The organism is Paracoccus shandongensis, assembly GCF_017315735.1.
GTDB lineage: Bacteria > Pseudomonadota > Alphaproteobacteria > Rhodobacterales > Rhodobacteraceae > Paracoccus > Paracoccus shandongensis.
The window spans coordinates 15,751-35,559 of the sequence record NZ_JAFLRK010000004.1; the positions used below are offsets into that span (position 1 = coordinate 15,751).

22 protein-coding genes are annotated in these 19,809 nt (G+C 66.5%); 4 read left to right on the forward strand and 18 right to left on the reverse strand.

Annotated elements, in window-relative coordinates:
* Positions 1-2: 2 nt before the first annotated feature.
* The 7 genes from JX613_RS04750 to JX613_RS04780 all read right to left on the reverse strand — a co-directional run bounded on the left by JX613_RS04750 (position 3) and on the right by JX613_RS04780 (position 5,582).
* A complete protein-coding gene (locus JX613_RS04750; protein ID WP_207100437.1) occupies positions 3-722 on the reverse strand; it encodes a sulfate/molybdate ABC transporter ATP-binding protein in 720 nt (239 codons plus the stop codon).
* 10 nt (positions 723-732) lie between these two features.
* Positions 733-1,596 (reverse strand): sulfate ABC transporter permease subunit CysW, encoded by an 864-nt coding sequence (cysW, locus tag JX613_RS04755; protein ID WP_207100321.1) that lies wholly within the window; start codon positions 1,594-1,596, stop codon positions 733-735.
* Positions 1,589-2,428 (reverse strand): sulfate ABC transporter permease subunit CysT, encoded by an 840-nt coding sequence (gene cysT / locus JX613_RS04760; RefSeq protein WP_207100322.1) that lies wholly within the window; start codon positions 2,426-2,428, stop codon positions 1,589-1,591. Before cysT ends, cysW begins: the two co-directional genes overlap by 8 nt.
* Before the next feature lie 2 nt (positions 2,429-2,430).
* Positions 2,431-3,420, reverse strand: coding sequence for a sulfate ABC transporter substrate-binding protein (locus JX613_RS04765; protein ID WP_207100323.1), 990 nt, complete (start codon positions 3,418-3,420; stop codon positions 2,431-2,433).
* Between the two features lie 24 nt (positions 3,421-3,444).
* A complete protein-coding gene (locus JX613_RS04770; RefSeq protein ID WP_207100324.1) occupies positions 3,445-3,663 on the reverse strand; it encodes a hypothetical protein in 219 nt (72 codons plus the stop codon).
* A 170-nt stretch (positions 3,664-3,833) separates the two neighbouring features.
* Complete coding sequence (locus JX613_RS04775; protein ID WP_207100325.1) at positions 3,834-4,964, reverse strand: aminotransferase class V-fold PLP-dependent enzyme; 1,131 nt, start codon at positions 4,962-4,964, stop codon at positions 3,834-3,836.
* Between the two features lie 75 nt (positions 4,965-5,039).
* On the reverse strand, positions 5,040-5,582 hold the full coding sequence (locus tag JX613_RS04780; RefSeq protein ID WP_237168372.1) for a LysE family translocator: 543 nt from the start codon (positions 5,580-5,582) through the stop codon (positions 5,040-5,042).
* Between JX613_RS04780 and JX613_RS19765 the strand changes: the two genes are divergently transcribed.
* The 4 genes from JX613_RS19765 to JX613_RS04795 are packed head-to-tail and all read left to right on the forward strand — an operon-like array spanning position 5,467 to position 9,160.
* Positions 5,467-5,784, forward strand: coding sequence for a hypothetical protein (locus JX613_RS19765; RefSeq protein WP_237168381.1), 318 nt, complete (start codon positions 5,467-5,469; stop codon positions 5,782-5,784). The two genes, JX613_RS04780 and JX613_RS19765, sit on opposite strands and share 116 nt — an antisense overlap.
* A gap of 21 nt (positions 5,785-5,805) precedes the next feature.
* Positions 5,806-6,504, forward strand: a complete 699-nt coding sequence (locus tag JX613_RS04785) for a type 1 glutamine amidotransferase (protein ID WP_207100327.1) — start codon at positions 5,806-5,808, stop codon at positions 6,502-6,504.
* Positions 6,501-7,856 (forward strand): glutamine synthetase family protein, encoded by a 1,356-nt coding sequence (locus JX613_RS04790; protein ID WP_207100328.1) that lies wholly within the window; start codon positions 6,501-6,503, stop codon positions 7,854-7,856. The genes JX613_RS04785 and JX613_RS04790 overlap by 4 nt, the downstream gene beginning before the upstream one ends.
* Entirely contained in the window at positions 7,853-9,160 is a 1,308-nt protein-coding gene (locus tag JX613_RS04795; protein WP_207100329.1) for an NAD(P)/FAD-dependent oxidoreductase, read from the forward strand. The genes JX613_RS04790 and JX613_RS04795 overlap by 4 nt, the downstream gene beginning before the upstream one ends.
* On the opposite strand, the gene JX613_RS04800 is transcribed toward JX613_RS04795, so the two are convergent.
* The 11 genes from JX613_RS04800 to JX613_RS04850 all read right to left on the reverse strand — a co-directional run bounded on the left by JX613_RS04800 (position 9,157) and on the right by JX613_RS04850 (position 19,732).
* Positions 9,157-9,603, reverse strand: coding sequence for a tellurite resistance TerB family protein (locus tag JX613_RS04800; RefSeq protein WP_207100330.1), 447 nt, complete (start codon positions 9,601-9,603; stop codon positions 9,157-9,159). The genes JX613_RS04795 and JX613_RS04800 overlap by 4 nt on opposite strands.
* Positions 9,604-9,690: 87 nt before the next feature.
* The gene (gene ppk2 / locus JX613_RS04805) at positions 9,691-10,596 is read right to left on the reverse strand and encodes a polyphosphate kinase 2 (protein ID WP_207100331.1); all 906 of its coding nucleotides are present in this window, start codon (positions 10,594-10,596) and stop codon (positions 9,691-9,693) included.
* A 60-nt stretch (positions 10,597-10,656) separates the two neighbouring features.
* Positions 10,657-11,121, reverse strand: coding sequence for a hypothetical protein (locus JX613_RS04810; RefSeq protein WP_207100332.1), 465 nt, complete (start codon positions 11,119-11,121; stop codon positions 10,657-10,659).
* 1 nt (position 11,122) lies between these two features.
* The gene (mnhG, locus tag JX613_RS04815; RefSeq protein ID WP_207100333.1) at positions 11,123-11,500 is read right to left on the reverse strand and encodes a monovalent cation/H(+) antiporter subunit G; all 378 of its coding nucleotides are present in this window, start codon (positions 11,498-11,500) and stop codon (positions 11,123-11,125) included.
* On the reverse strand, positions 11,497-11,778 hold the full coding sequence (locus tag JX613_RS04820) for a K+/H+ antiporter subunit F (RefSeq protein WP_154763039.1): 282 nt from the start codon (positions 11,776-11,778) through the stop codon (positions 11,497-11,499). Before JX613_RS04820 ends, mnhG begins: the two co-directional genes overlap by 4 nt.
* Positions 11,775-12,260, reverse strand: coding sequence for a Na+/H+ antiporter subunit E (locus tag JX613_RS04825; RefSeq protein ID WP_207100334.1), 486 nt, complete (start codon positions 12,258-12,260; stop codon positions 11,775-11,777). Before JX613_RS04825 ends, JX613_RS04820 begins: the two co-directional genes overlap by 4 nt.
* The gene (locus JX613_RS04830; protein WP_207100335.1) at positions 12,257-13,894 is read right to left on the reverse strand and encodes a monovalent cation/H+ antiporter subunit D; all 1,638 of its coding nucleotides are present in this window, start codon (positions 13,892-13,894) and stop codon (positions 12,257-12,259) included. The genes JX613_RS04825 and JX613_RS04830 overlap by 4 nt, the downstream gene beginning before the upstream one ends.
* Positions 13,891-14,238, reverse strand: a complete 348-nt coding sequence (locus JX613_RS04835) for a Na+/H+ antiporter subunit C (protein WP_207100336.1) — start codon at positions 14,236-14,238, stop codon at positions 13,891-13,893. Before JX613_RS04835 ends, JX613_RS04830 begins: the two co-directional genes overlap by 4 nt.
* Positions 14,238-17,117 carry a monovalent cation/H+ antiporter subunit A gene (locus JX613_RS04840; protein WP_207100337.1) on the reverse strand — a complete coding sequence of 960 codons (2,880 nt, stop codon included), beginning with the start codon at positions 17,115-17,117 and terminating at the stop codon, positions 14,238-14,240. Before JX613_RS04840 ends, JX613_RS04835 begins: the two co-directional genes overlap by 1 nt.
* A 283-nt stretch (positions 17,118-17,400) precedes the next feature.
* A complete protein-coding gene (locus JX613_RS04845) occupies positions 17,401-18,492 on the reverse strand; it encodes an FAD-binding oxidoreductase (RefSeq protein ID WP_207100338.1) in 1,092 nt (363 codons plus the stop codon).
* A gap of 7 nt (positions 18,493-18,499) precedes the next feature.
* A complete protein-coding gene (locus tag JX613_RS04850; RefSeq protein WP_207100339.1) occupies positions 18,500-19,732 on the reverse strand; it encodes an aromatic ring-hydroxylating oxygenase subunit alpha in 1,233 nt (410 codons plus the stop codon).
* Positions 19,733-19,809 lie beyond the last annotated feature (77 nt).

A 19,809-nucleotide genomic window follows, 5' to 3' on the forward strand; every position in this document is an offset into this window, starting at 1 on the left:
CGTCACGCGCTGATGAAGTCGCGCACGAAGGGGGTCGCGGGCTTGGCGCGGATGTCCTGCGGCTTGCCGATCTGTTCGATCCGGCCCATCGACATGACCACCACCAGGTCGGCCAGTTCCATCGCCTCGTCCTGGTCATGGGTCACGAAGACCGTGGTCAGGCCGGTTTCGTCATGGATGTCGCGCAGGCCTTGGCGCAGCTCCTTGCGCACCTTGGCGTCCAGCGCGCCGAAGGGTTCGTCCAGCAGCAGCATCCGGGGCTCGATGGCAAGCGCGCGGGCCAGGGCCACGCGCTGCCGCTGGCCGCCGGACAGTTGCGTGGGATAACGCCCCGCGATGTCCGGCAGCTGGATCAGGTCCAGCAGCCTGGTCACGCGGCGGGCGATTTCGGCCTTGGGCGGACGCTGGCCGCGGGGGCGGGCGCGCAGGCCATAGGCGATGTTGTCAAAGACCGTCATGTGCCGGAACAGCGCATAGCTTTGGAACACGAAACCCGCGCGGCGGTCCTGGACCGTCATGCCGGTCGCGTCCTGCCCGTTGAACAGCACCCGCCCCGAGGTCGGGAATTCCAGCCCGCCCAGAATGCGCAGCAGCGTGGTCTTGCCCGAGCCGGACGGCCCCAGCAGCGCGACCAGCGCGCCCGAGGGGATGTTCAGCGACACCGGCAGCAGGGCCGTTGTGCCGCCGAAACTCTTGGCGATTTCGTCGATGTCGATATGCAAGGCGGCCTCCTCAGTGGCGGCGGATGGCGGCAAGCTGGTCGGCATGGGTGACCTCCAGCAGGGTTTTCAGAAGCAGGGTGACAAGCGCAAGCGCGGTCAGCAGGGCGGCCATGCTGAAGGCCGCGACGGACAGGTATTCGTTGTACAGCATCTCGATCGTGATCGGCATGGTGGCGGTCTGGCCGCGGATCTTGCCCGACACGACCGCGACCGCGCCGAATTCGCCCATGGCCCGCGCGGTGCAAAGCAGCGTGCCATAGAGTAGCGCCCAGCGGATGTTGGGCAGCGTCACCGTGCGGAAGGTCCGCCAGCCGGATGCGCCCAGGGTCAGGGCGGCTTCCTCCTCGGCCCGGCCTTGTTCGATCATCACAGGGATCAGTTCGCGCGCGACAAAGGGGAAGGTCACGAAGATCGTCGCCAGCACGATGCCGGGAATGGCGAAGACGATGGGCCAGCCATGCGCCACCAGCCAGCCGCCCAGGACGGAATTGGCGCCGAACAGCAGCACGATGCACAGGCCCGCCACGACCGGGCTGACCGAAAACGGCAGGTCGATCAGGGTGATCAGGAAGGCCTTGCCGCGAAAGTCGAACTTGGTGATGAACCAGGCCGCCGCGATGCCGAAGGCGGCGTTCGCGGGCACGGCGATGGCGGTGATCAGCAGCGTCAGATGGATCGCGGAACGGGCGTCGCGGTTGCCCAACGATTGCACGGCGACCAGCCAGCCGTCCTTCAGCGCCTCGGCAAAGACGACGATCAGGGGGGCGAAGACCAGCACGGTCAGGCCCGCTACGGCGATGCCGATCAGGGCTGCGCGCAGCAGCGGCGCTTCCTCGGTCGCCGCGCGGAACCGGGGCAGGGTGGCGTCAGACATGGCCCATCTTCCTTCGGCTGATGATCTGGATCAGGTTGATCGCCAGCAGCATGGCGAAGGAGATCACCAGCATGGCGATGCCGATGGCGGCTGCGGCGTCATAGTTGAATTCCTCAAGCTGGATCACGATCAGCAGGGGGGCGATTTCCGTGCGCAGGGGGATGTTGCCCGCGATGAAGATCACCGATCCGTATTCGCCGACCGCGCGGGCCAGCGACAAGGCAAACCCGGTCAGTGCGGCGGGCATCAGCATCGGCAGGATCACATGGCGCAGCGTGTAAAGGCGGGATGCGCCCAGGGTGGCCGACGCCTCCTCGACCTCCTGCTCGATTTCCTCGATCACCGGCTGGACGGTGCGGGTGACGAAGGGCAGGCCCACGAAGACCAGCGCGATGAAGATGCCCATCTGGGTATAGGCGATCTTCCAGCCGATGCTTTGCGCCAGGCTGCCGAAGGTGCCGTTCGGGGCGTAAAGCGCGGTCAGCGCGATCCCCGCCACGGCAGTCGGCAGGGCGAAGGGCAGGTCCACGGCGGCGTCCAGCAGCCGCTTGCCCGGAAAGCGGTAACGGACCAGCACCCAGGCCAGCAGCACGCCGAAGACCAGGTTGAACAGGGCCGCCAGCAGCGACAGCTTGAAGGACAGGACCAGCGAGGCCGTGACGCGTTCGCGGCCCACCACCTCAAGCACGTTGGACAGGCCGAAACTGGCGCCCTTCATCAGAAGGGCGCCGATCGGCAGCAGGACGACGATGGACAGCATAGCGATCGTTATGCCCGCCGACAGGCCCAGGCCGGGCATCGCCGTCTTGTGGACCAGGGGACGCGCGGTCATGGTCACTTCGCCGTATAGATCTGGTCGAAGATGCCGCCGTCACCGAAATGTTCGGGCTGCACCTTCTTCCAGCCGCCGAAATCCTCGATGCTGACCAGATCCAGCTTGGGGAAGCGTGCGACATCCTCGGGGGCGGCGGCGCTGGTGTCCCAGGCACGGTAGTAATGCTTGAAGGCCAGCGCCTGTCCTTCGGGGGAATAGAGGAAGTCAAGGTAAGCCGTCGCCAATTCTCGCTGCGCGTCGCTGGCGATGTTGCCCTCGACAATCGCGACCGGCGGTTCGGCCAGGACGCTGACCGAGGGCACGACGATGTCGAACTGATCCTCGCCGATTTCCTTCAGCGCCAGATAGGCCTCGTTTTCCCAGGCCAGCAGCACGTCGCCGATGCCGCGCTGCGCAAAGGTGGTGGTGGAACCGCGCGCGCCGGTGTCCAGCACGGGGACATGGGTGTAAAGCTGGCCCACGAAGGCCTGCGGATCCTGGCCGTTCTTTTCCGCCCAAGCCCAGGCGGCCAGATAGTTCCACCGCGCCCCGCCCGAGGTCTTGGGGTTCGGCGTGATCACCTCGACCCCGTCCTTGACCAGATCGCCCCAGTCGGCGATGCCCTTGGGGTTGCCCTCTCGCACCAGGAACACGATGGTCGAGGTATAGGGGCTGGAATTGTGCGGCAGTTTCCCCTGCCAGTCGGCGGGCAGCTTGCCGGCCTCGGCGATGCGGTCGATGTCGGAGGCCAGGGCAAGCGTCACCACCTGCGCGTTCAGCCCGTCCATCACCGCGCGGGCCTGCGCGCCGGAACCGCCATGGCTCGTCTCGATGGTGGGGGCCTCATGACCCTCGGCAGTCCATTTCTGGGCAAAGGCCGCGTTCACGTCGCGATAGAGTTCCCGCGTGGGGTCATAGCTGACGTTCAGCAGCGTCTCGGCGCTGGCTGGGGCGGCGAGTGCCAGCCCCAGCAGCAGGGCACCGGCGCGGCTGGAATTCGATCGGAACATTTAACCGTCTCCTGAAGGGATTCGTCATGGGTGGGTGCGGGTGGCCAGCGGTTCGATCCGCGCCTCCCACAGGGCGGGGTCGCGGCCTTCCAGCAGGGACGCGGCGGCGGCCTGGGGCTCCCGGCTCAGCGCCAGAAGGGGGGCGCCGTTGACGCGGTGGACCTGGCCCGTGCGGCGGTCGAACAGGCGCACCGAATAGAGCGGGGGCGTTTTTGCGTCGATGGACTGGCTGATGTTCGTCATCTGCGTCGCTCCTGCGGTGGGCCGATCCGTATGCCACAAATAACGACAGACAAAGTCGTGTTTAGCAAGAGCAGAGATTTGCTGAAAATGCGGGTAGCAAGAGAAGATTATTCCCCCCATGAAAAAGGCCCGCCGTCCAGGCGGGCCTTACAAGTGGCGTGGCGGTCGCGTCAGGCTGGGATCACCTTGTCTAAGACCGCCCGAAGCCGGGCCAGGGTGCCGTCCACGTCACCCAGCTTGTCCAGCCCGAACAGGCCCAGGCGGAAGGTGGAAAAGGCGTCGCCCTCGTTCACCGCCAGGGGCACGCCCGCCGCGATCTGCATCCCTTCGGCGGCAAACTTTTTGCCATTCTTGATGTCAGGATCGTCGGTATAGCTGACCATCACCCCCGGCGCGGCGAAACCGGGCGCGGCCACCGACCGCACGCCGCGCTGCGCCAGCATCTCGCGCACCGCATTGCCCAACCGCCATTGCGCATCGCGCGCGGCGTCGAATCCCATCGCGCGCGTTTCCTCCATCGCGTCGCGCAGGCCCAGCAGGGCGTCGGTCGGCATGGTGGCGTGATAGGCGTGGCCGCCGTCCTCATAGGCCGCCATGATCGCGCGCCATTTCTTCAGATCCAGCGCAAAGCTGTTGCTGTCGGTCGCGGCCAGCCGCTCCGCCCCGCGTTCCGACAACATCACCAGGCCGGCGGCGGGGGACGCCGACCAGCCCTTCTGCGGGGCCGAGATCAGCACGTCCACGCCGGTGGCCGCCATGTCCACCCAGACCGCGCCCGAGGCGATGCAGTCCAGCACCATCAGCGCGCCCACGTCATGCGCCGCCTGGGCAAGCGCGCGGATATAATCGTCGGGCAGGATCAGCCCGGCCGAGGTTTCGACATGGGGCGCAAAGACGGCATCGGGCCGGGCCTCGTGGATCCTGGCCACGACCTCCTCGATCGGCGGGGGCGCATAGGCGGGCTGCGGCTCGTTCCCGGCGGGGCGGGCCATCACCACGCTCGTCTCGCGGGCAAAGCCGCCCATGTCGAAGATCTGGCTCCAGCGGTAACTGAACCAGCCGTTGCGCACGATCAGCGCATGGCCGGTGCCGAACTGGCGGGCGACCGATTCCATCGCATAGGTGCCGCCGCCCGGCACGATGGCAACCTGATGCGCGCCGTAAACCTCGCGCAGGGTGGCGGACAGGTCGCGCATCACCCCCTGGAACCGCTGCGACATGTGGTTCAGCGAACGGTCGGTGAAGACGACCGAGAATTCATCTAGGCCCTCGGGGTCGATATGGGGGTGCAGATGGGGCATCGCGTTCTCCTGTCCAAGCCGGGATCAGCCTAGCGTCCGGCAGGGGTCTGCGCCAGACAGCCAAAGGCCGCAGGGTCAGGCCGGGACCAGCGCGCTTGCCCCGACCGCGATCATCGCGCCCGCCGTGACGTAGCGCAAAAGGCGCGCCGTCCCGAATGTCCTGCCGCGCAGGGCGGTTGAAAACAGGATCGCCAAGGATGAATACCATAAAAGGCTTTGCAGGATAATCAGCGCGAATATCCGCGCATAATGATGATCAGGCGCGGTCGCGGGGATTGCCGCCAGAAAGGTGCCCAGCCAGAAGGCCATGGAGAAGGGGTTGGCGAGCGCCGTCAGAAGCCCGAGGATGAACGGCTGCCCCCCGCCCAGGCCCTTGCGCGGAACTGCGGGCGCGGCCAGCATCCGCAGGCCGATCCAGATCAGATACAGCGCCGCCACGACCCGAAGACCCAGGAAAAGCTGGTGATTCCAGGCAACCACTTTGCCCGCGCCGAACAGCGCGATGCCGATCCACAAGCCCGTCGCCGTCACCACGCCCGCTGCCGCGGACAATCCGTCCCGGCGCGATCCGGTGCTTGCCACCCAGCAGACCGCAAAAGTATTGGGACCGGGCGTCATCGCCACGGCAAGATGCAATCCTGAAACAAGAAACATATTCGATAAAAGATCCATTTCGCAAATCCCGCCGGATCATTCCATATTAAATAAAATCACGATAATTGATATTTTTATTATTTGCGCCATATTCGGGACTTGCACGAAAATGGCGAAAAACGCCCCCTTGCGGCCCACCCGTCCGGGCGACTACCTTCTGGCCTGACAGCAACATCGCAGGTTCTTCATGCGCATCGGCATCCTTCAATGCGGCCAGGCGCCCGCCGAATTGAAGCAGGACATGGGCGATTATCCCGATATGTTCGTCCGGCTTCTGGACGGGCGCGGCTTCGATTTCCGCACCTTTCACGTCGAGGCGATGGAGTTTCCCGCATCCGTCCATGACGCCGACGGCTGGCTGCTGACCGGATCGCGCCACGGCGCGTACGAGGATCACGCCTTCATCCCGCCGCTGGAACGCTTCATCCGCGACGCCTATGACGCCGCCGTCCCCATGGTCGGCATCTGCTTCGGCCACCAGATCATCGCGCAGGCGCTTGGCGGCACGGTCGTCAAGCATCCGGGCGGCTGGTCGGTGGGCACGCATGACTATGACTTCGGTGGGGAAACCGTGCGGCTGAACGCCTGGCACCAGGATCAGGTGGTGGTCCTGCCCAAGGACGCGCAGGTCGCCGCCCGCACCGAATCCTGCGAAAACGCCGCGCTGGTCTATGGCGACCGGGCCTTCACCGTGCAGCCGCATCCCGAATTTTCCGACGCTTTCATCCAGGGCCTGATGGACAAGCGCGGCAAGGGCCTGGTCCCGCAGCCGCTTCTGGACCGCGCGTCCGACCGCATGGGCGAGCCGAAAGGATCCGCCGCCATCGCCGACCGGATCGAGGCCTTCTTCAAGCAGCCCCGCGCCATCGCCAAAGGTGCCGCATGAGCGACTGGATCGACAGGCTGCCCCAGGCCGCCCGCGACTTCGTGGCCGGCCGCCGGCTGGACGAGGTCGAATGCATCCTGGCCGACATCGCGGGCGTCGCGCGCGGCAAGGCCATGCCCGCGTCGAAATTCGCGCGCCAGGACAAGTTCTATCTGCCCAATTCCATCTTCCTGCAGACGATCACGGGGGAATGGGCCGACAACCCGGCGGGGGCCTTCACCGAACCCGACATGATCCTGACGCCCGATTTCAGCACCGCGACCGCCGCGCCCTGGACCGCCGACTGGACGCTGCAGGTGATCCACGACGCCCATGACCAGCAAGGCAACCCGGTGCCCATCGCCCCGCGCAACGTGCTGAAGCGGATCGTGGCGCTTTACGCCGAAAAGGGCTGGAAGCCGGTCGTCGCGCCGGAAATGGAGTTCTTCCTGGTCGCCCGCAACATCGACCCGAACCAGCCGATCATTCCGCCGATGGGCCGCACGGGCCGCAGGGCGGCAGCCAAGCAGGCCTATTCGATGAGCGCGGTCGATGAGTATGGCAAGGTCATCGACGACATCTATGACTTTGCCGAGGCGCAGGGTTTCGAGATCGACGGCATCCTGCAGGAAGGCGGCGCGGGGCAGGTGGAAATCAACCTGAACCACGGCGATCCTGTCGCGCTGGCCGACGAAATCTTCTATTTCAAGCGCCTGATCCGCGAAGCCGCGCTGCGCCACGACTGCTTCGCCACCTTCATGGCCAAGCCCATCGAGGGCGAGCCGGGCAGCGCCATGCACCTGCACCATTCGATCATCGACGCGAAAACGGGGCGGAACATCTTTTCCGATGAAAGGGGCGCGGAAACCCCGCAGTTCCTGCATTTCATCGCCGGGATGCAGAAGCACCTGCCCGCCGCCGTGGCGCTGCTGGCGCCCTATGTGAACAGCTATCGCCGATACGTCCCCGACTTCGCCGCGCCCATCAACCTGGAATGGGGCCGCGACAACCGCACCACCGGCCTGCGCGTGCCGATTTCACCGCCCGAGGCGCGGCGGGTGGAAAACCGGCTGGCGGGCATGGATTGCAACCCCTATCTGGGCATCGCCGCCAGCCTCGCCTGCGGCTATCTGGGCTTGGTCGAGGCCGAGAACCCTCGCGCGGAATGCCTGGGCGACGCCTATATGTCCGAGGACGAGCTGCCCTATAACCTGGGCGACGCCTTGGACATTATGTCCGAAAGCGCCCCCATGCGCGGCGTTCTGGGCGAGGAGTTCACCGCCGTTTACGAATCCGTGAAACGCAACGAATACAAGGAATTCCTGCAGGTCATCAGCCCCTGGGAACGCGAACATCTGCTGCTGAACGTATGAAGCTGCTTTACGCCAACGACCGGCGCGGGGAATATCCGCCCAGCCTTTACGCCGAGACCTGCGCGCCCCTGAACCGCCTGTCCCCGCTGAAGGGGGAAACGCGGGCCGATGTGGCGGTGGTGGGCGGGGGCTATACGGGCCTGTCCGCTGCGCTGCATCTGGCGCGGGCAGGGCGCGACGTGGTGCTGGTCGATGCGCATCGGGTGGGCTTTGGCGCATCGGGGCGCAATGGCGGGCAGATCGGATCGGGCCAGCGGCAAGAGGTGGACTGGCTGGAACGCCAGTTCGGCCGCGACACCGCCCGCAGGTTGTGGGATCTGGCCGAGGAGGCCAAGGCCCTGGTCCGGTCGCTGGCGGCGGAAAGCGGCGTGCCCATCCGCGACGGCGTGGCCCATGCCTGCCGCAGCGGGGCCGAGGTTGCCCATGCCGCCCGGATGGCCGAACATCTCGCCGCGCATTACGGCTATGACAAGGTGCAGCCCCTGGACCGGGGCGCCTTGGTGGCGCATCTGGGAAGCCACGCCTATCTGGGCGGCGATGTGGACTGGGGCGCGGGGCATGTCCATCCGCTGAATCTGGCCTTGGGCATGGCGCGGCTGGCCTTGGCGGCGGGGGTGCGGATCCACGAGGGCACGCATGTCCACCGCATCGAACACGGGACCGCCACCACCAGGACCCGCGTGTTGTGCGACACCGGCAGGATCCTCTGCGATCACGTCATCCTGGCGGGGAACGGCTATCAGGGGCGGCTGGACGCGCGCGTCGCGGCGCGGGTGATGCCGATCAACAACTATATCGTCGCGACCGAACCGCTGGGCGATGACTTCCCCGAGATCCTGCCCCGGCATACCGCCGCCGCCGACACCAAGTTCGTGGTGAACTATTGGCGGCTGGACGACGACCGCCGCCTGATCTTCGGCGGGGGCGAGACCGCGACCTATCGGTTCCCGAAAGACATCGCCGCCCTGGTGCGCCCGCATCTGCTGTCGGTCTATCCGCAGCTGCGCGAGGTGGGCATCACCCATGCCTGGGGCGGCACGCTGGCGATCACCATGAACCGGATGCCGCATTTCGCCCGGCCCGCGCCGAACTGCCTGTCGGCGGGCGGTTACAGCGGGCATGGGGTGGCGATGGCGACGCTGGCGGGCAGGCTGATGGCCGATGCGGTGGGGGGGCAGGCGGACGGATTCGACGCCATGGCCGCGATCCCGTCGCGGCCCTTTCCGGGCGGGTCGATGCTGCGCAGTCCGCTGCTGGTCGCCGGGATGGCCTGGTACGGATTGCGCGACCGGCTGGGCTTCTAGCGTCCGGCGGCGATGCGCCGGCGTTCAAGGGCCGAGTCGCGGTCGTTCACGCCCAGAAGGCCGGACACCAGCCGGATCGCCGTTTCCTCGTTCGCGGCGCGGTGGTTGTCGGCCAGCGAAATCTCCCACATCGCGCCGACGATGGCGGCCCGGTCGTCCAGCGAGACGCGGTCCTTGATCAGCCGCGTGAAGCGCACGGTGTCGGGGGCCTCGGCCTCGATCATCTCGGCCACGGATCGGCGTTCGGCCGCGTCGGCCAGGCCAAGGCCGTGCATCCGGGCCAGAACCTGGTCGATGCGGCGCTTTTCGGCGCTGTGGTAATGGTCATCCGCACGCGCCACCCGCACCAGCAGGGCGGCCACCGCAATCTCGGCATCGTCCGTGGCCAAGGGCCTCGGATCGGGGTCTTCGGTGAAAAGACGGTTCAGAAGATTGCGGAACATGCAACCAGTGTAAGGCTTCGGCGGCAGTATTCAAGGAAGAAGAGCCAACCTGATCTTTGTTAAACCGCACGTTGAGGAACCCGCCCCTCAATATCGTTGCGGCACGTAAAGATCGCGGGCGATGACCTCGCGTTCATAATCCGGGTTGAAGACGCGGTCGGGCAGCGTCACCTCCTCGTGCGGGACATCCGCATAGGGGATCAGGCTCAGCAGGTGGCTCATGCAGTTCAGGCGGGCGCGCTTCTTGTCGTTGGCGGGCACGATGTACCAAGGCGCCTCGGGGATGTTGGTGTGTTCCAGCATGTCCTCTTTCGCCTTGGTATAGGCTTCCCAGCGGACGCGGGATTGCAGGTCCATGGGCGACAGCTTCCATTGCTTCAGCGGATCGTGGATGCGCATCAGGAAGCGAAGCTGCTGTTCCTCGTCGGTGATGGAAAACCAGTATTTCACCAGCCGGATGCCGGACCGGACCAGCATCCGCTCGAACTCGGGCACGTCCAGGAAGAACTGGTCCACCTCGTCCTCGGTGGCAAAGCCCATCACGCGTTCCACGCCCGCGCGGTTGTACCAGCTGCGGTCGAACAGAACGATTTCCCCGCCCGCGGGCAGGTGGGGGACGTAGCGCTGGAAATACCATTGGGTCTTTTCGCGGTCCGACGGGGCGGGCAGGGCCACGGTGCGCACCACGCGGGGGTTCAGGCGCTGCGTGATGCGCTTGATCGCGCCGCCCTTGCCGGCGCTGTCGCGGCCCTCGAAGATCACCACAACCTTTTCCTTGGTATGGGCGACCCAGTCCTGCAGCTTGATCAGTTCGGTCTGCAGCCGCAGCAATTCGCGGAAATACAGCTTCCGGTCCATCTGCTCGGGCCGGTTCTCGCGATAGATGCGCCGGATCTCCTCGGACAGGACGGCGTCTTCCAGCTCGATCTCGTAATCCTCGTCCAAGGTTTCCATAAGCTCGGCTTCCAGCCAGTCCTTGGGTTCGTCAGTCATGGTTCCCTCCGGCAATGCAGCGGTTGGTTCTAGGGCGGACTTGTAGCGATGAGGCGGCATTCAGCGCCCAAAGCGCGCGGCGCAGGCGGGGGTGACGGCCAGCACGAAGTCGGCGCGCCCGCCATCCACAGTGCCGCACCACTGGCCGGTGACGGTGAACAGGCTGCGCGTGCCGCCCGCCGGGCGATAGGCGATACGGCGGCCTGTCACGTCGAACAGGTTCAGCACGCCGCCGGCATTGGGGGCGTAATAGCCCAGCACGCCCCCGTCGGCGGTGATGATCAGCCGACCTTCGTTGTCGGGGTTAGACGGGCGGTTCTGCCAGGTGCTGCCCGCATTGGCGGGATTGCCCGAGGAATTCCACGCGGCGTTGGGCGAATTGGCGGGGCTGGCCGGGTTGTTCGACGGATGGCCCGGCCCCAGGTCGAAGGGCAGGCGGGTCTGGTCCAGCACGATCAGCGGCGCATCGGCCTGGGCGGCATTGGCTGCCAGGACCAGGGCAATCACGGCGGACAGGCTGCGCATCCTATTCCCCCGGGGCGTTCTTTTCGGGCCGGGCCAGAAGGCCGGGGGGCAGGGCGTCCGATCCCTCGGCCCGGTCGCGGTGCAGGGCGGCGCGGGCCAGCATCATCAGCGTCACGGGCGTGGTCACGACGATGCAAAGGCCGATCACGAATTCATGGATCACCGCCCGCCCCTCGAGGACGCTGAACATCAGGGCGGATGCGATGATGATCCCGCCCGTGCCCCAGCTGGTCGCCAGCGTCGGGGCGTGAAGCCGGTCATAGAAGCTGGCCAGCCGCGCGAAGCCAAGCGCCCCGATCAGCGTCAGGGTGGACCCCAGCACGACCAGGATGGCGACGGGGATGGCGATCCACAGGGGCACGGCCTCAAGCGGGCTCATTCGATCACCTCGCCCCGGAACAGGAACTTCGCCAGCGCGACCGAGGTGACAAAGCCCATGATCGCGACCACGGTCGCCGCCTCGAAGAAGAAGGCGGTGCCAAGCTGCATTCCCGTGACCAGGAACAGAAGCATGATCGAGACATACAGCGCATCCAGCGCCAGCACCCGGTCCTGCGCGCGCGGGCCGCGCAGGATCCGCGTGCCGACCAGGCAGCCCGCCAGCGCCAGGGCCACCTGGGCATAGCCCAGGGCGATGGTCAGGATCGTCGCGCTCATTCAAAGATCTCCATCAGCATGGGTTCATAGATCTGGCCGATCATCTCGCGGTAATGGGCCTCTTGCGCGGCATCGAAGATGTGCAGCGTCAGCGTGCCGGTTTCCACGACATATTCAAGCCAGGCGGTGCCAGGGGTCGCGGTCAGGATGATCGCCAGCACGGCCAGGGCGTTTTCGTCGGTGATGGTCAGGGGAACCTGGATGAAGGCCGACCGGCGCGTGCCCCGCCCCTCGATCAGCAGCAGGCGGGCGACGGTGATGTTGGACTGGACGATGTCCCGGAACAGGGTGGCGGCCAGGCGCGGAATGGCGCGCCAGCGCCTGACGCGGGGCTTGGCCGGATGCAGCGCCGAATAGGCCCGGCCCGCGACCAGCGACAGCGCGGTGCCCAGGATCAGGTAGCCCAGCGAAAAGCGCGTCAGCATCAGCCACAGCATCACCATCGAAAGCGACAGCACGGGATGGGGGATCAGCCTGGTCATGGCTGGGCGTCCTCCTCGGGGCGGTCGGCGACGCGGGGGGTCGCGAAGACGCCATAGGCATAGGCGACGGTGTCATGCAGCGCGGCGGCGGTGCCCCCGGTATAGCGCAACATCGCCTCGGCCTTGAAGCTGGTCAGGGCCAGGACGACCAGCAGCGCGACCACCGGGGCGATTTCCAGCGCCAGCACGCGGGGCAGGACCGAATCGCCCGCCCAGAAGGTCTGGATGCCGATCCGCGCCATGCCGATCAGCGTGGCAAAGCCCGACACGACCAGCAAGGCGATGAAGGCCCAGGCCAGGCCCGCGGGCAGGGCGGTCTGCGCGATCAAGGCCTGCACCATTGCCAGCTTGCCGATGAATCCCGGCAGCGGCGGCAGCCCCGCCAGCATCAGCACGCAAAGCGCAAAGCAGATGCCCAGCACGGTCATGGTGGCGGTGATCGCCAGGCCCGTATCCGGCACCTCGTCCAGGTCTTCGGAATCCAGGCCATAGGCGTCGGCGGTCAGGGCCAGCATCGCGGCGATGCCGCCATCCTCGCGGTTCATCGGCTCGATCAGCAAAAACAGCGCGCCCGTCGCCAGGACCGAGCCGATCAGGTAATACAGCGCCCCCGCCAGCATCGCGGGGCCCCCGCCCGCCAGCGCAAAGCCGGTGATGCCCAGCACCGTGCCCGAGGAGATCAGCACCGAATGCGCCGCCATCCGCCCCAGGCTTTGCGAGGACAGCACCCCCAGAAGGCCGAACAGCACCGTGGCCATCCCAAGGATGATCAGGATGCTGGCGCCGAAGCCCGCCGAGGCCCCGCCGGTTTCCCCGAACAGCAGCATCGACAGGCGCAGGATCGCGTAAACGCCGACCTTGGTCATGATCGCGAACATCGCGCCCACGGGCGCTGCGGCGGCCATATAGGCGGTGGGCAGCCAGAAGGACAGCGGCCAGCTGCCCGCCTTGACCAGGAAGGCCACCGCCAGCACGGCCGCGCCCGCGTGCAGCAGGGGCCGGTCCTCGACCGAGACGGCCGAGACGAGGTTTGCCAAGTGCGCCATGTTCAGCGTGCCGGTGACGCCATAGATCAGGCTGACGCCGATCAGGAACAGCAGCGATGCCGCCAGGTTCATGGCGATGTAATGCATCCCCGCCCGCACCCGCAGCTGCCCCGAGCCGTGCAGCAGCAGGCCATAGGACGCGGCCAGCAGGATCTCGAAAAAGACGAACAGGTTGAACAGGTCGCCCGTCAGGAAGGCGCCGTTCAGGCCCATCAGCAGGAACTGGAACAGGGAATAGTAATGCGGGCCCTGCCGGTCCCACCCCGCATGGGCATAGACCAGCGACGGGATCGCCAGCAGCGCGGTCAGCACCAGCATCATCGCGGCCAGCCGGTCCAGCACCAGCACGATCCCATAGGGCGCGGCCCAGTCCCCCAGCAGATAGAAGCTGATCCCTTCCGCGTCGCTGATGTCGCCGCCGGTCTTGGCGCGGACCACCAGTTCCACCGCGATCAGCAGCTGCGCGGCGGCCGAGACGATGGACAGCCAGAACTTCGCCTCGCGCCGCTGCCGGTCGTCGTAAAGCAGCATCAGGGCGCCAGTGACGAAGGGGATCAGGATCGGCGCGATGATCAGGTGTTCGTTCATTGCTGGCTGCGTTCCTTCCCGTCCACATGGTCGGTGCCGGTCATCCCGCGCGAGGCGATCATCACCACCAGGAACAGCGCCGTGGTGGCGAAGCTGATGACGATGGCGGTCAGGACCAGGGCCTGCGGCACGGGATCGGCGTAAAGCGTGGGGTCGATGAAGCCGCCCTTGGGCATGATCGGCGGCGCGCCCGGCGTCAGGCGGCCCATGGAAAAGATGAACAGGTTCACCGCATAGGACAAGAGGCACAGCCCGATCACCACCTGGAAGCTGCGCGGGCGCAGCACCAGCCAGATGCCGGATGCCGACAGGATGCCGATGGCTGCGGACAGGATGATCTCCATCAGGCGGCCTCCTTCCGGGGGGCGTCGTCGATCTCGCGCCGGCGGCTGGCGCGCAGCGACTGGTGGGCGATGGCGACCAGCATCAGGACGACCGCGCCCATGACGGTGGCAAAGACGCCGATGTCGAACAGCATCGCGGTGGCCGCCGGGACATCGCCGATCAGGGGAACGTGGACATAGCGCGCGTGCGCGGTCAGGAAGGGATAGCCGAACAGCCAGGCCCCCATGCCGGTCGCGCCCGCGATCAGCAGGCCGATGCCCATCCAGCGGATCGGCAGCACGGTGATGCGCGATTCCACCCAGCGGACATTGGTGCCGATATACTGGATCAGGAAGGCGATGGCCAAGGTGACGCCCGCAGCGAACCCTCCGCCCGGCAGGTCGTGGCCGCGGAAGAAGAAGTAACCCGAGACCATGATCAGCACCGGGAACATCCAGACCATGATGACCGAGGGGACGTAGAGATAATCGTCCAGCGACGGGCCGCCCACGGTCTGCTGGTCTGGCGCGGCGATGCTTTCGGGGGCGGGGCGGAAGCGGCGCAGCAGCGCATAGACGGTCAGCGCGACGATCGCCAGGACGGCGATTTCGCCGAAGGTGTCGAAGGCGCGGAAATCCACCAGGATGACGTTCACGACATTGGTGCCGCCGCCTTCGTAATAGGCGTTGCCCAGGAACCAGTCGCCCACATTGGTGATCACCGGCCGCGTCATCAGTGCGAAGGCGATGGCCGCGATGCCAAGGCCACCCGCAATGGCGATGACCAGGTCGCGCCCGCGCCGGATCTTGGCGGGCAGCAGCTTGTCCTCGGCGATCTCGGACCGGCGCTTGGGCAGCCAGCGCAGGCCCAGAAGCAGCAGGACGGTGGTCGCCACCTCGACCAGCAGCTGCGTCAGCGCCAGGTCGGGCGAGGAAAACCAGGCGAAGGTCAGGCAGGTCACGACCCCCGCGCCGCCCAGCAGGACCAGGGCCGCAAAGCGGTGATACTTGGCCTGCCAGGCCGCGCCGACGGCGCAGGCCGCGCCCACCAGCCACAAGAGCGCAAAGGCCGGGTTCGGCGCGTGCAGCCGCAGGTCGGATGCAAAGGTCAGCGCCCCCCACAGCGACCCGCAGGCGACCGCGATGGCCGTCAGCACCAGCAGGCGCAACTGCGGCTGCAACGCTTCGGTCGAGAAGATGCGCAGCGCCAGGCGCGGCAGGCGCCAGGTCAGGCGGAACAGGATCCAGTCGTAAACCCGCTGGCCCCGGATGCGGTGCAAAAGGAACGGGCCCTCGGGGCCATGCGGGATGGCCTTGGCGCTGAAGGCATAGATCAGCGTGCCCACCGCCAGCGCGATCAGGCTGAGGATCAGGGGCGCGTTGACCCCGTGCCAGACCGCGATATGGTAATAAGGCATGTGGGCCCCCGCGACGGACCGGGCGGCGGTGTTGATGATCGGCCCCAGCGTCAGCGCCGGAAAGATGCCCACCAGCAGGCAGATCAGGACCAGCAGTTCCACCGGGCGGCGCATCCAGGCAGGGGGCTCGTGTGGTGCTTTCGGCAGGTCGGTGGCCTGCGGGCCGAAGAAGACGGTGGCGATGAAGCGCAGCGAATAGGCGACCGACAGGCTGCTGCCGACGATGGCGAAATAGGGCAGGGCGTTGTCCAGCCAGGTGCCGTTGTGCCAGTCCACGGCCTCGGCCAAAAACATCTCCTTCGACAGGAAGCCGTTCAGCAGCGGCACCCCGGCCATGGCTGATGCCGCGACGATGGCCAGCAGCGCGGTGAAGGGCATGGGCCGGAACAGCCCCGACAGGCGGCGCATGTCGCGGGTGCCCGTTTCATGGTCGATGATGCCGGCGGCCATGAACAGCGACGCCTTGAAGACCGCGTGGTTGCAGATGTGAAAGATCGCGGCCAGGATCGCCACCGGCCCGCCGATCCCGGCCAGCGCGGTGATCAGGCCCAGGTGGCTGATCGTGGAATAGGCCAGCAAGCCTTTCAGGTCGTGGCGATAAAGCGCGACCGCTGCCCCCAGGATCAGCGTGATGCAGCCCGCGCCGGTGACGGTGAAGAACCAGGCCTCGGTTCCGCCCAGGACGGGCGAGAATCGGACCAGCAGGAACACGCCCGCCTTCACCATGGTCGCGGAATGCAGGAAGGCCGACACCGGCGTGGGCGCGGCCATGGCGCCGGGCAGCCAGAAATGGAACGGGAACTGCGCCGACTTGGTGAAGGCGCCCAGCAGGAACAGCGCCAGCATCGGACCATAGAGCGGATGCGCCCGCACCCGGTCGCCCGCCCGCAGGATCATCCCCAGGTCGTAACTGCCCGCCGCATGGCCCAGCATCAGCATCGCCACCAGCAGGCACAGCCCCCCGAAGGCCGTGATGATCAGCGCCGTGCGCGCCCCGTCGCGCGCCGCCGCACCCTGGTGCCAGAAGCCGATCAGCAGGAAGGACATGAAGGAGGTCATTTCCCAGAAGACCACCATCACCAGCACGTTGCCGGATATCAGGATGCCCTGCATGGCCCCGGTAAAGGCCATCAGCAGCGCATAGAAACGCGGCAGGCTGTCGCTTTCGCCCATGTAGTAGCGCGCATAGATCACCACCAGGACGCCGATGGACAGGACCAGCGTGGCGAACAGCCAGGCAAAGCCGTCCATCCGCAGCGCCATGTTCATCCCCAGCGAGGGCACCCATTCCATGCTGGCGCGCAGGACATTGCCCGCCTGGATGCCGGGCAGGAAACCGGCCAGCACCGCCAGCCCGCCCGCCAGCGACAGGGCCGACAGCCAGGTCGAGGCTCCGCGCGCCCTTGGCGGCAGGGTCAGCAGGATCAGCGAAGTCGCGAAGGGAAGGCAGGCCAGCAACAGGAACAGATTGTGTTCGGCCATCGTCGCCTTGCCCTCACCCCAATGAAATATGTCACCTTTCCCGGCACATGACGGCGCAACCTTGTTGCTTCATGCAAAGAAAACGGACCATGCCGGACGTGCGGGGGCAAGACCCGAATGCCTTCCGGGCCGATCAAGTTCAAGGCCAGATTGCCCGCAACGCCGGGATTTATCCAACATTTCCGTTATCGGCGCCAACAAGGCGGGCTTGGCCTGCGGCAGATCGTCCCGGCGGTGAACCGGGACGGGGGCGCCGTCGTTGGGGAACGGCCCGCGCGCGCGCTCAGACCTCGACGGCGATGGGGCCCATGGGATGGGAACAGCAGGCAAGGATATAGCCGTCCGCGATGTCGTCGTCGCTGATGCCGCCGTTGTGGACCATATGCACCTCGCCCGAGATCTTCTTGATCCGGCAGGTGCCGCAAAGCCCGAAGGTGCAGCCCGAGGGGATGTTCAGCCCCGACCGCTTGGCGACCGCCAGAACCGTGTCGGTTTCCGCGCAAGGCGCGGTGACGCCGCTGGCGGCGAAGGTGATCTGGGCCTTGGCGCCTTCCTCGGGGGCGACATCGTCGATCACCGGGGCGTCGGCCTCGGTCTTGATGGGAGCGCCGAAGCTTTCCTGGTGGTAATGGTCCATGTCGAAGCCCAGCGACACCAGCATGTCGCGGACCGCGTGCATGAAGGGCTCGGGGCCGCAGCAGAAGACCTCTCGCTCCAGATAGTCGGGGGCCATCAGGCCCAGCATGATCGCGTTCAGCCGCCCGCGATAGCCGGGCCAGGCCCCGAAGGCGTCCTGTTCCTCGACCGTGAAATGCAGCTGCAAGCCAGGGGTGCGGCTGGCGAACTGTTCCAGGCGGCTGCGGAAGATGATGTCGGACGGACGCCGTGCGGCATGGACAAAGGCGATGTCCGGCGCCTCGCCCGAATCCCATGCCCAGGTGGTCATGGACATCATCGGCGTGATGCCCGACCCGGCGGAAATGAACAGGTATTTCCGGGCCGGATGCCTGTGGAAGCTGAAGATGCCCGACGGCCCGAACGCCTTGATCCGCACCCCCGGTTTCAGGTGGTTCAGCATCCAGCGCGTGCCCACCGACAGGGGCTGCGCCTTGACCGTGACCGAGATGGACAAGGGCCGCGATGGCGAGGACGAGATCGTGTAGGTCCGCTGGACATTGCCCGCCGGGCCGCGCGCGGGATCGACGGGCAGGTCCAGCGTCAGGAACTGCCCGGGCTGGTAATCGAACCACGCCCCCGATGGCGCCCGGAAGGTGAAGGTGGCGGTGTCGGGCGTTTCCGGCACGACCATCGTGCATTCCAGGGGTTCGTCGTCGGACCAGGGCTCGGCCGCCCAGTTCAGGCGTGGTTTCTTCATCGGTTCCTTACTCCGCCGCGACGCTGGTGGGGGTCAGGCGGCGCGACATCAGCCCGCAATACCAGTCGATCAGGTGGATCACGCCCGCTTCCTGCGTCGGCGAATAGGGGCCGGGCTGGTAGGCGGGCGACAGGATCCCGCGCTGGTTTTCCTCGACCACCTGGCGGTCCTCGTCATTGGTGTTCAGCCAGACCTCGGTCAGGGCCTTCAGGTCATAGTCCTTGCCCTCGACCGCGTCCTTGTGGACCAGCCATTTCGACGTGACCTCGGTTTCCGTGGGGCTGATGGGCAGCACGCGGAAGACGATGGCATGGTCGGGCAGGAAGTGGTTCCAGCTGGACGGGAAGTGATAGAACATCAGGCTGCCCGCGTCGTTCCAGGGGATGGTTCCCATGCGGCGCGACACGGCGGCCTTGCCCGACATGGTGAAGCTTTCCTGATTGTCCATCAGCGGCACGCGGGCCATGCGCCACTGCATGTCGGGCGTGTTGGTGAACCGCGCAGGCAGGCCCGCCGCATCGCAGCGCGCCCAGTGGTCGAGGATCTCGGGGGACGCCGAGTTCGGACCCTCCATCACCGTCATCAGCGGATCGTCCGAATAGGTCCGGCAGAGCGAGGGGTGGGAACCGCCGCAGTGATAGCATTCGCGGTTGTTCTCCATCACCAGCTTCCAGTTGCCCTTCTCGATGATGGTCGAGGTGAAGGCGACCTTGCTGTCGGCGATGGCGCTTGGGGCGACATAGCGCGTCAGGTTCGCGGCCAGGTCGTTGATCGCGGGCGGGATCTGGGCCAGGCAGATGAAGACCATGCCGCCCAGATCGACGCAATGGACCGGCTTCAGCCCGTATTTGCCGGCGTCGAAATCGTCGCCCATGTCGCGGGCATACAGCAGCTTGCCGTCCAGGTCATAGGTCCACTGGTGATAGGGACAGACCAGTTTCGGGTTGGACCCGTTCGTCTTGGCGCAAAGCCGCTGGCCGCGATGGCGGCAGACGTTGTGGAAGGCGCGCACGCGCCCGTCGCCGCCGCGCACCACGATCACCGGATAGGCGCCCACGTTCAGCGTGACGAAGTTGCCGGTCTTGGGGATCTCGCACGAAGGCAGCGCGAAAAGCCATTCGCGGTACCAGATCTGTTCCAGGTCGTCCTGGAAGGCCTGCTGGCCGCAATACAACTCGCGGGGCAGGGAAAAGCCGGGGATGCGTTCGGCGATCAGGCTGGCGGTCGAGGTCGTGTTCATGTCTGGACCCATGGAGGTGCTGGCTGCTATGGGGTGCAAACTAGCCCGATTGTGGCGGAGCCGTGGCAAAATTGCGA

Coding starts and splice junctions, on each gene's coding strand:
- JX613_RS04785 (WP_207100327.1), top strand. CDS start 5,806: ATGCGCATCGGCATCCTTCAATGCGGCCAGGCGCCCGCCGAATTGAAG.
- cysW (WP_207100321.1), bottom strand. CDS start 1,596: ATGTCTGACGCCACCCTGCCCCGGTTCCGCGCGGCGACCGAGGAAGCG.
- JX613_RS04840 (WP_207100337.1), bottom strand. CDS start 17,117: ATGGCCGAACACAATCTGTTCCTGTTGCTGGCCTGCCTTCCCTTCGCG.
- JX613_RS04790 (WP_207100328.1), top strand. CDS start 6,501: ATGAGCGACTGGATCGACAGGCTGCCCCAGGCCGCCCGCGACTTCGTG.
- JX613_RS04800 (WP_207100330.1), bottom strand. CDS start 9,603: ATGTTCCGCAATCTTCTGAACCGTCTTTTCACCGAAGACCCCGATCCG.
- JX613_RS04770 (WP_207100324.1), bottom strand. CDS start 3,663: ATGACGAACATCAGCCAGTCCATCGACGCAAAAACGCCCCCGCTCTAT.
- ppk2 (WP_207100331.1), bottom strand. CDS start 10,596: ATGACTGACGAACCCAAGGACTGGCTGGAAGCCGAGCTTATGGAAACC.
- JX613_RS04835 (WP_207100336.1), bottom strand. CDS start 14,238: ATGGAGATCATCCTGTCCGCAGCCATCGGCATCCTGTCGGCATCCGGC.
- mnhG (WP_207100333.1), bottom strand. CDS start 11,500: ATGAGCCCGCTTGAGGCCGTGCCCCTGTGGATCGCCATCCCCGTCGCC.
- JX613_RS04780 (WP_237168372.1), bottom strand. CDS start 5,582: ATGACGCCCGGTCCCAATACTTTTGCGGTCTGCTGGGTGGCAAGCACC.
- JX613_RS04830 (WP_207100335.1), bottom strand. CDS start 13,894: ATGAACGAACACCTGATCATCGCGCCGATCCTGATCCCCTTCGTCACT.
- JX613_RS19765 (WP_237168381.1), top strand. CDS start 5,467: ATGCCGATCCACAAGCCCGTCGCCGTCACCACGCCCGCTGCCGCGGAC.
- JX613_RS04795 (WP_207100329.1), top strand. CDS start 7,853: ATGAAGCTGCTTTACGCCAACGACCGGCGCGGGGAATATCCGCCCAGC.
- JX613_RS04820 (WP_154763039.1), bottom strand. CDS start 11,778: ATGAGCGCGACGATCCTGACCATCGCCCTGGGCTATGCCCAGGTGGCC.
- JX613_RS04775 (WP_207100325.1), bottom strand. CDS start 4,964: ATGCCCCATCTGCACCCCCATATCGACCCCGAGGGCCTAGATGAATTC.
- JX613_RS04850 (WP_207100339.1), bottom strand. CDS start 19,732: ATGAACACGACCTCGACCGCCAGCCTGATCGCCGAACGCATCCCCGGC.
- JX613_RS04845 (WP_207100338.1), bottom strand. CDS start 18,492: ATGAAGAAACCACGCCTGAACTGGGCGGCCGAGCCCTGGTCCGACGAC.
- JX613_RS04810 (WP_207100332.1), bottom strand. CDS start 11,121: ATGCGCAGCCTGTCCGCCGTGATTGCCCTGGTCCTGGCAGCCAATGCC.
- cysT (WP_207100322.1), bottom strand. CDS start 2,428: ATGACCGCGCGTCCCCTGGTCCACAAGACGGCGATGCCCGGCCTGGGC.
- JX613_RS04825 (WP_207100334.1), bottom strand. CDS start 12,260: ATGACCAGGCTGATCCCCCATCCCGTGCTGTCGCTTTCGATGGTGATG.
- JX613_RS04765 (WP_207100323.1), bottom strand. CDS start 3,420: ATGTTCCGATCGAATTCCAGCCGCGCCGGTGCCCTGCTGCTGGGGCTG.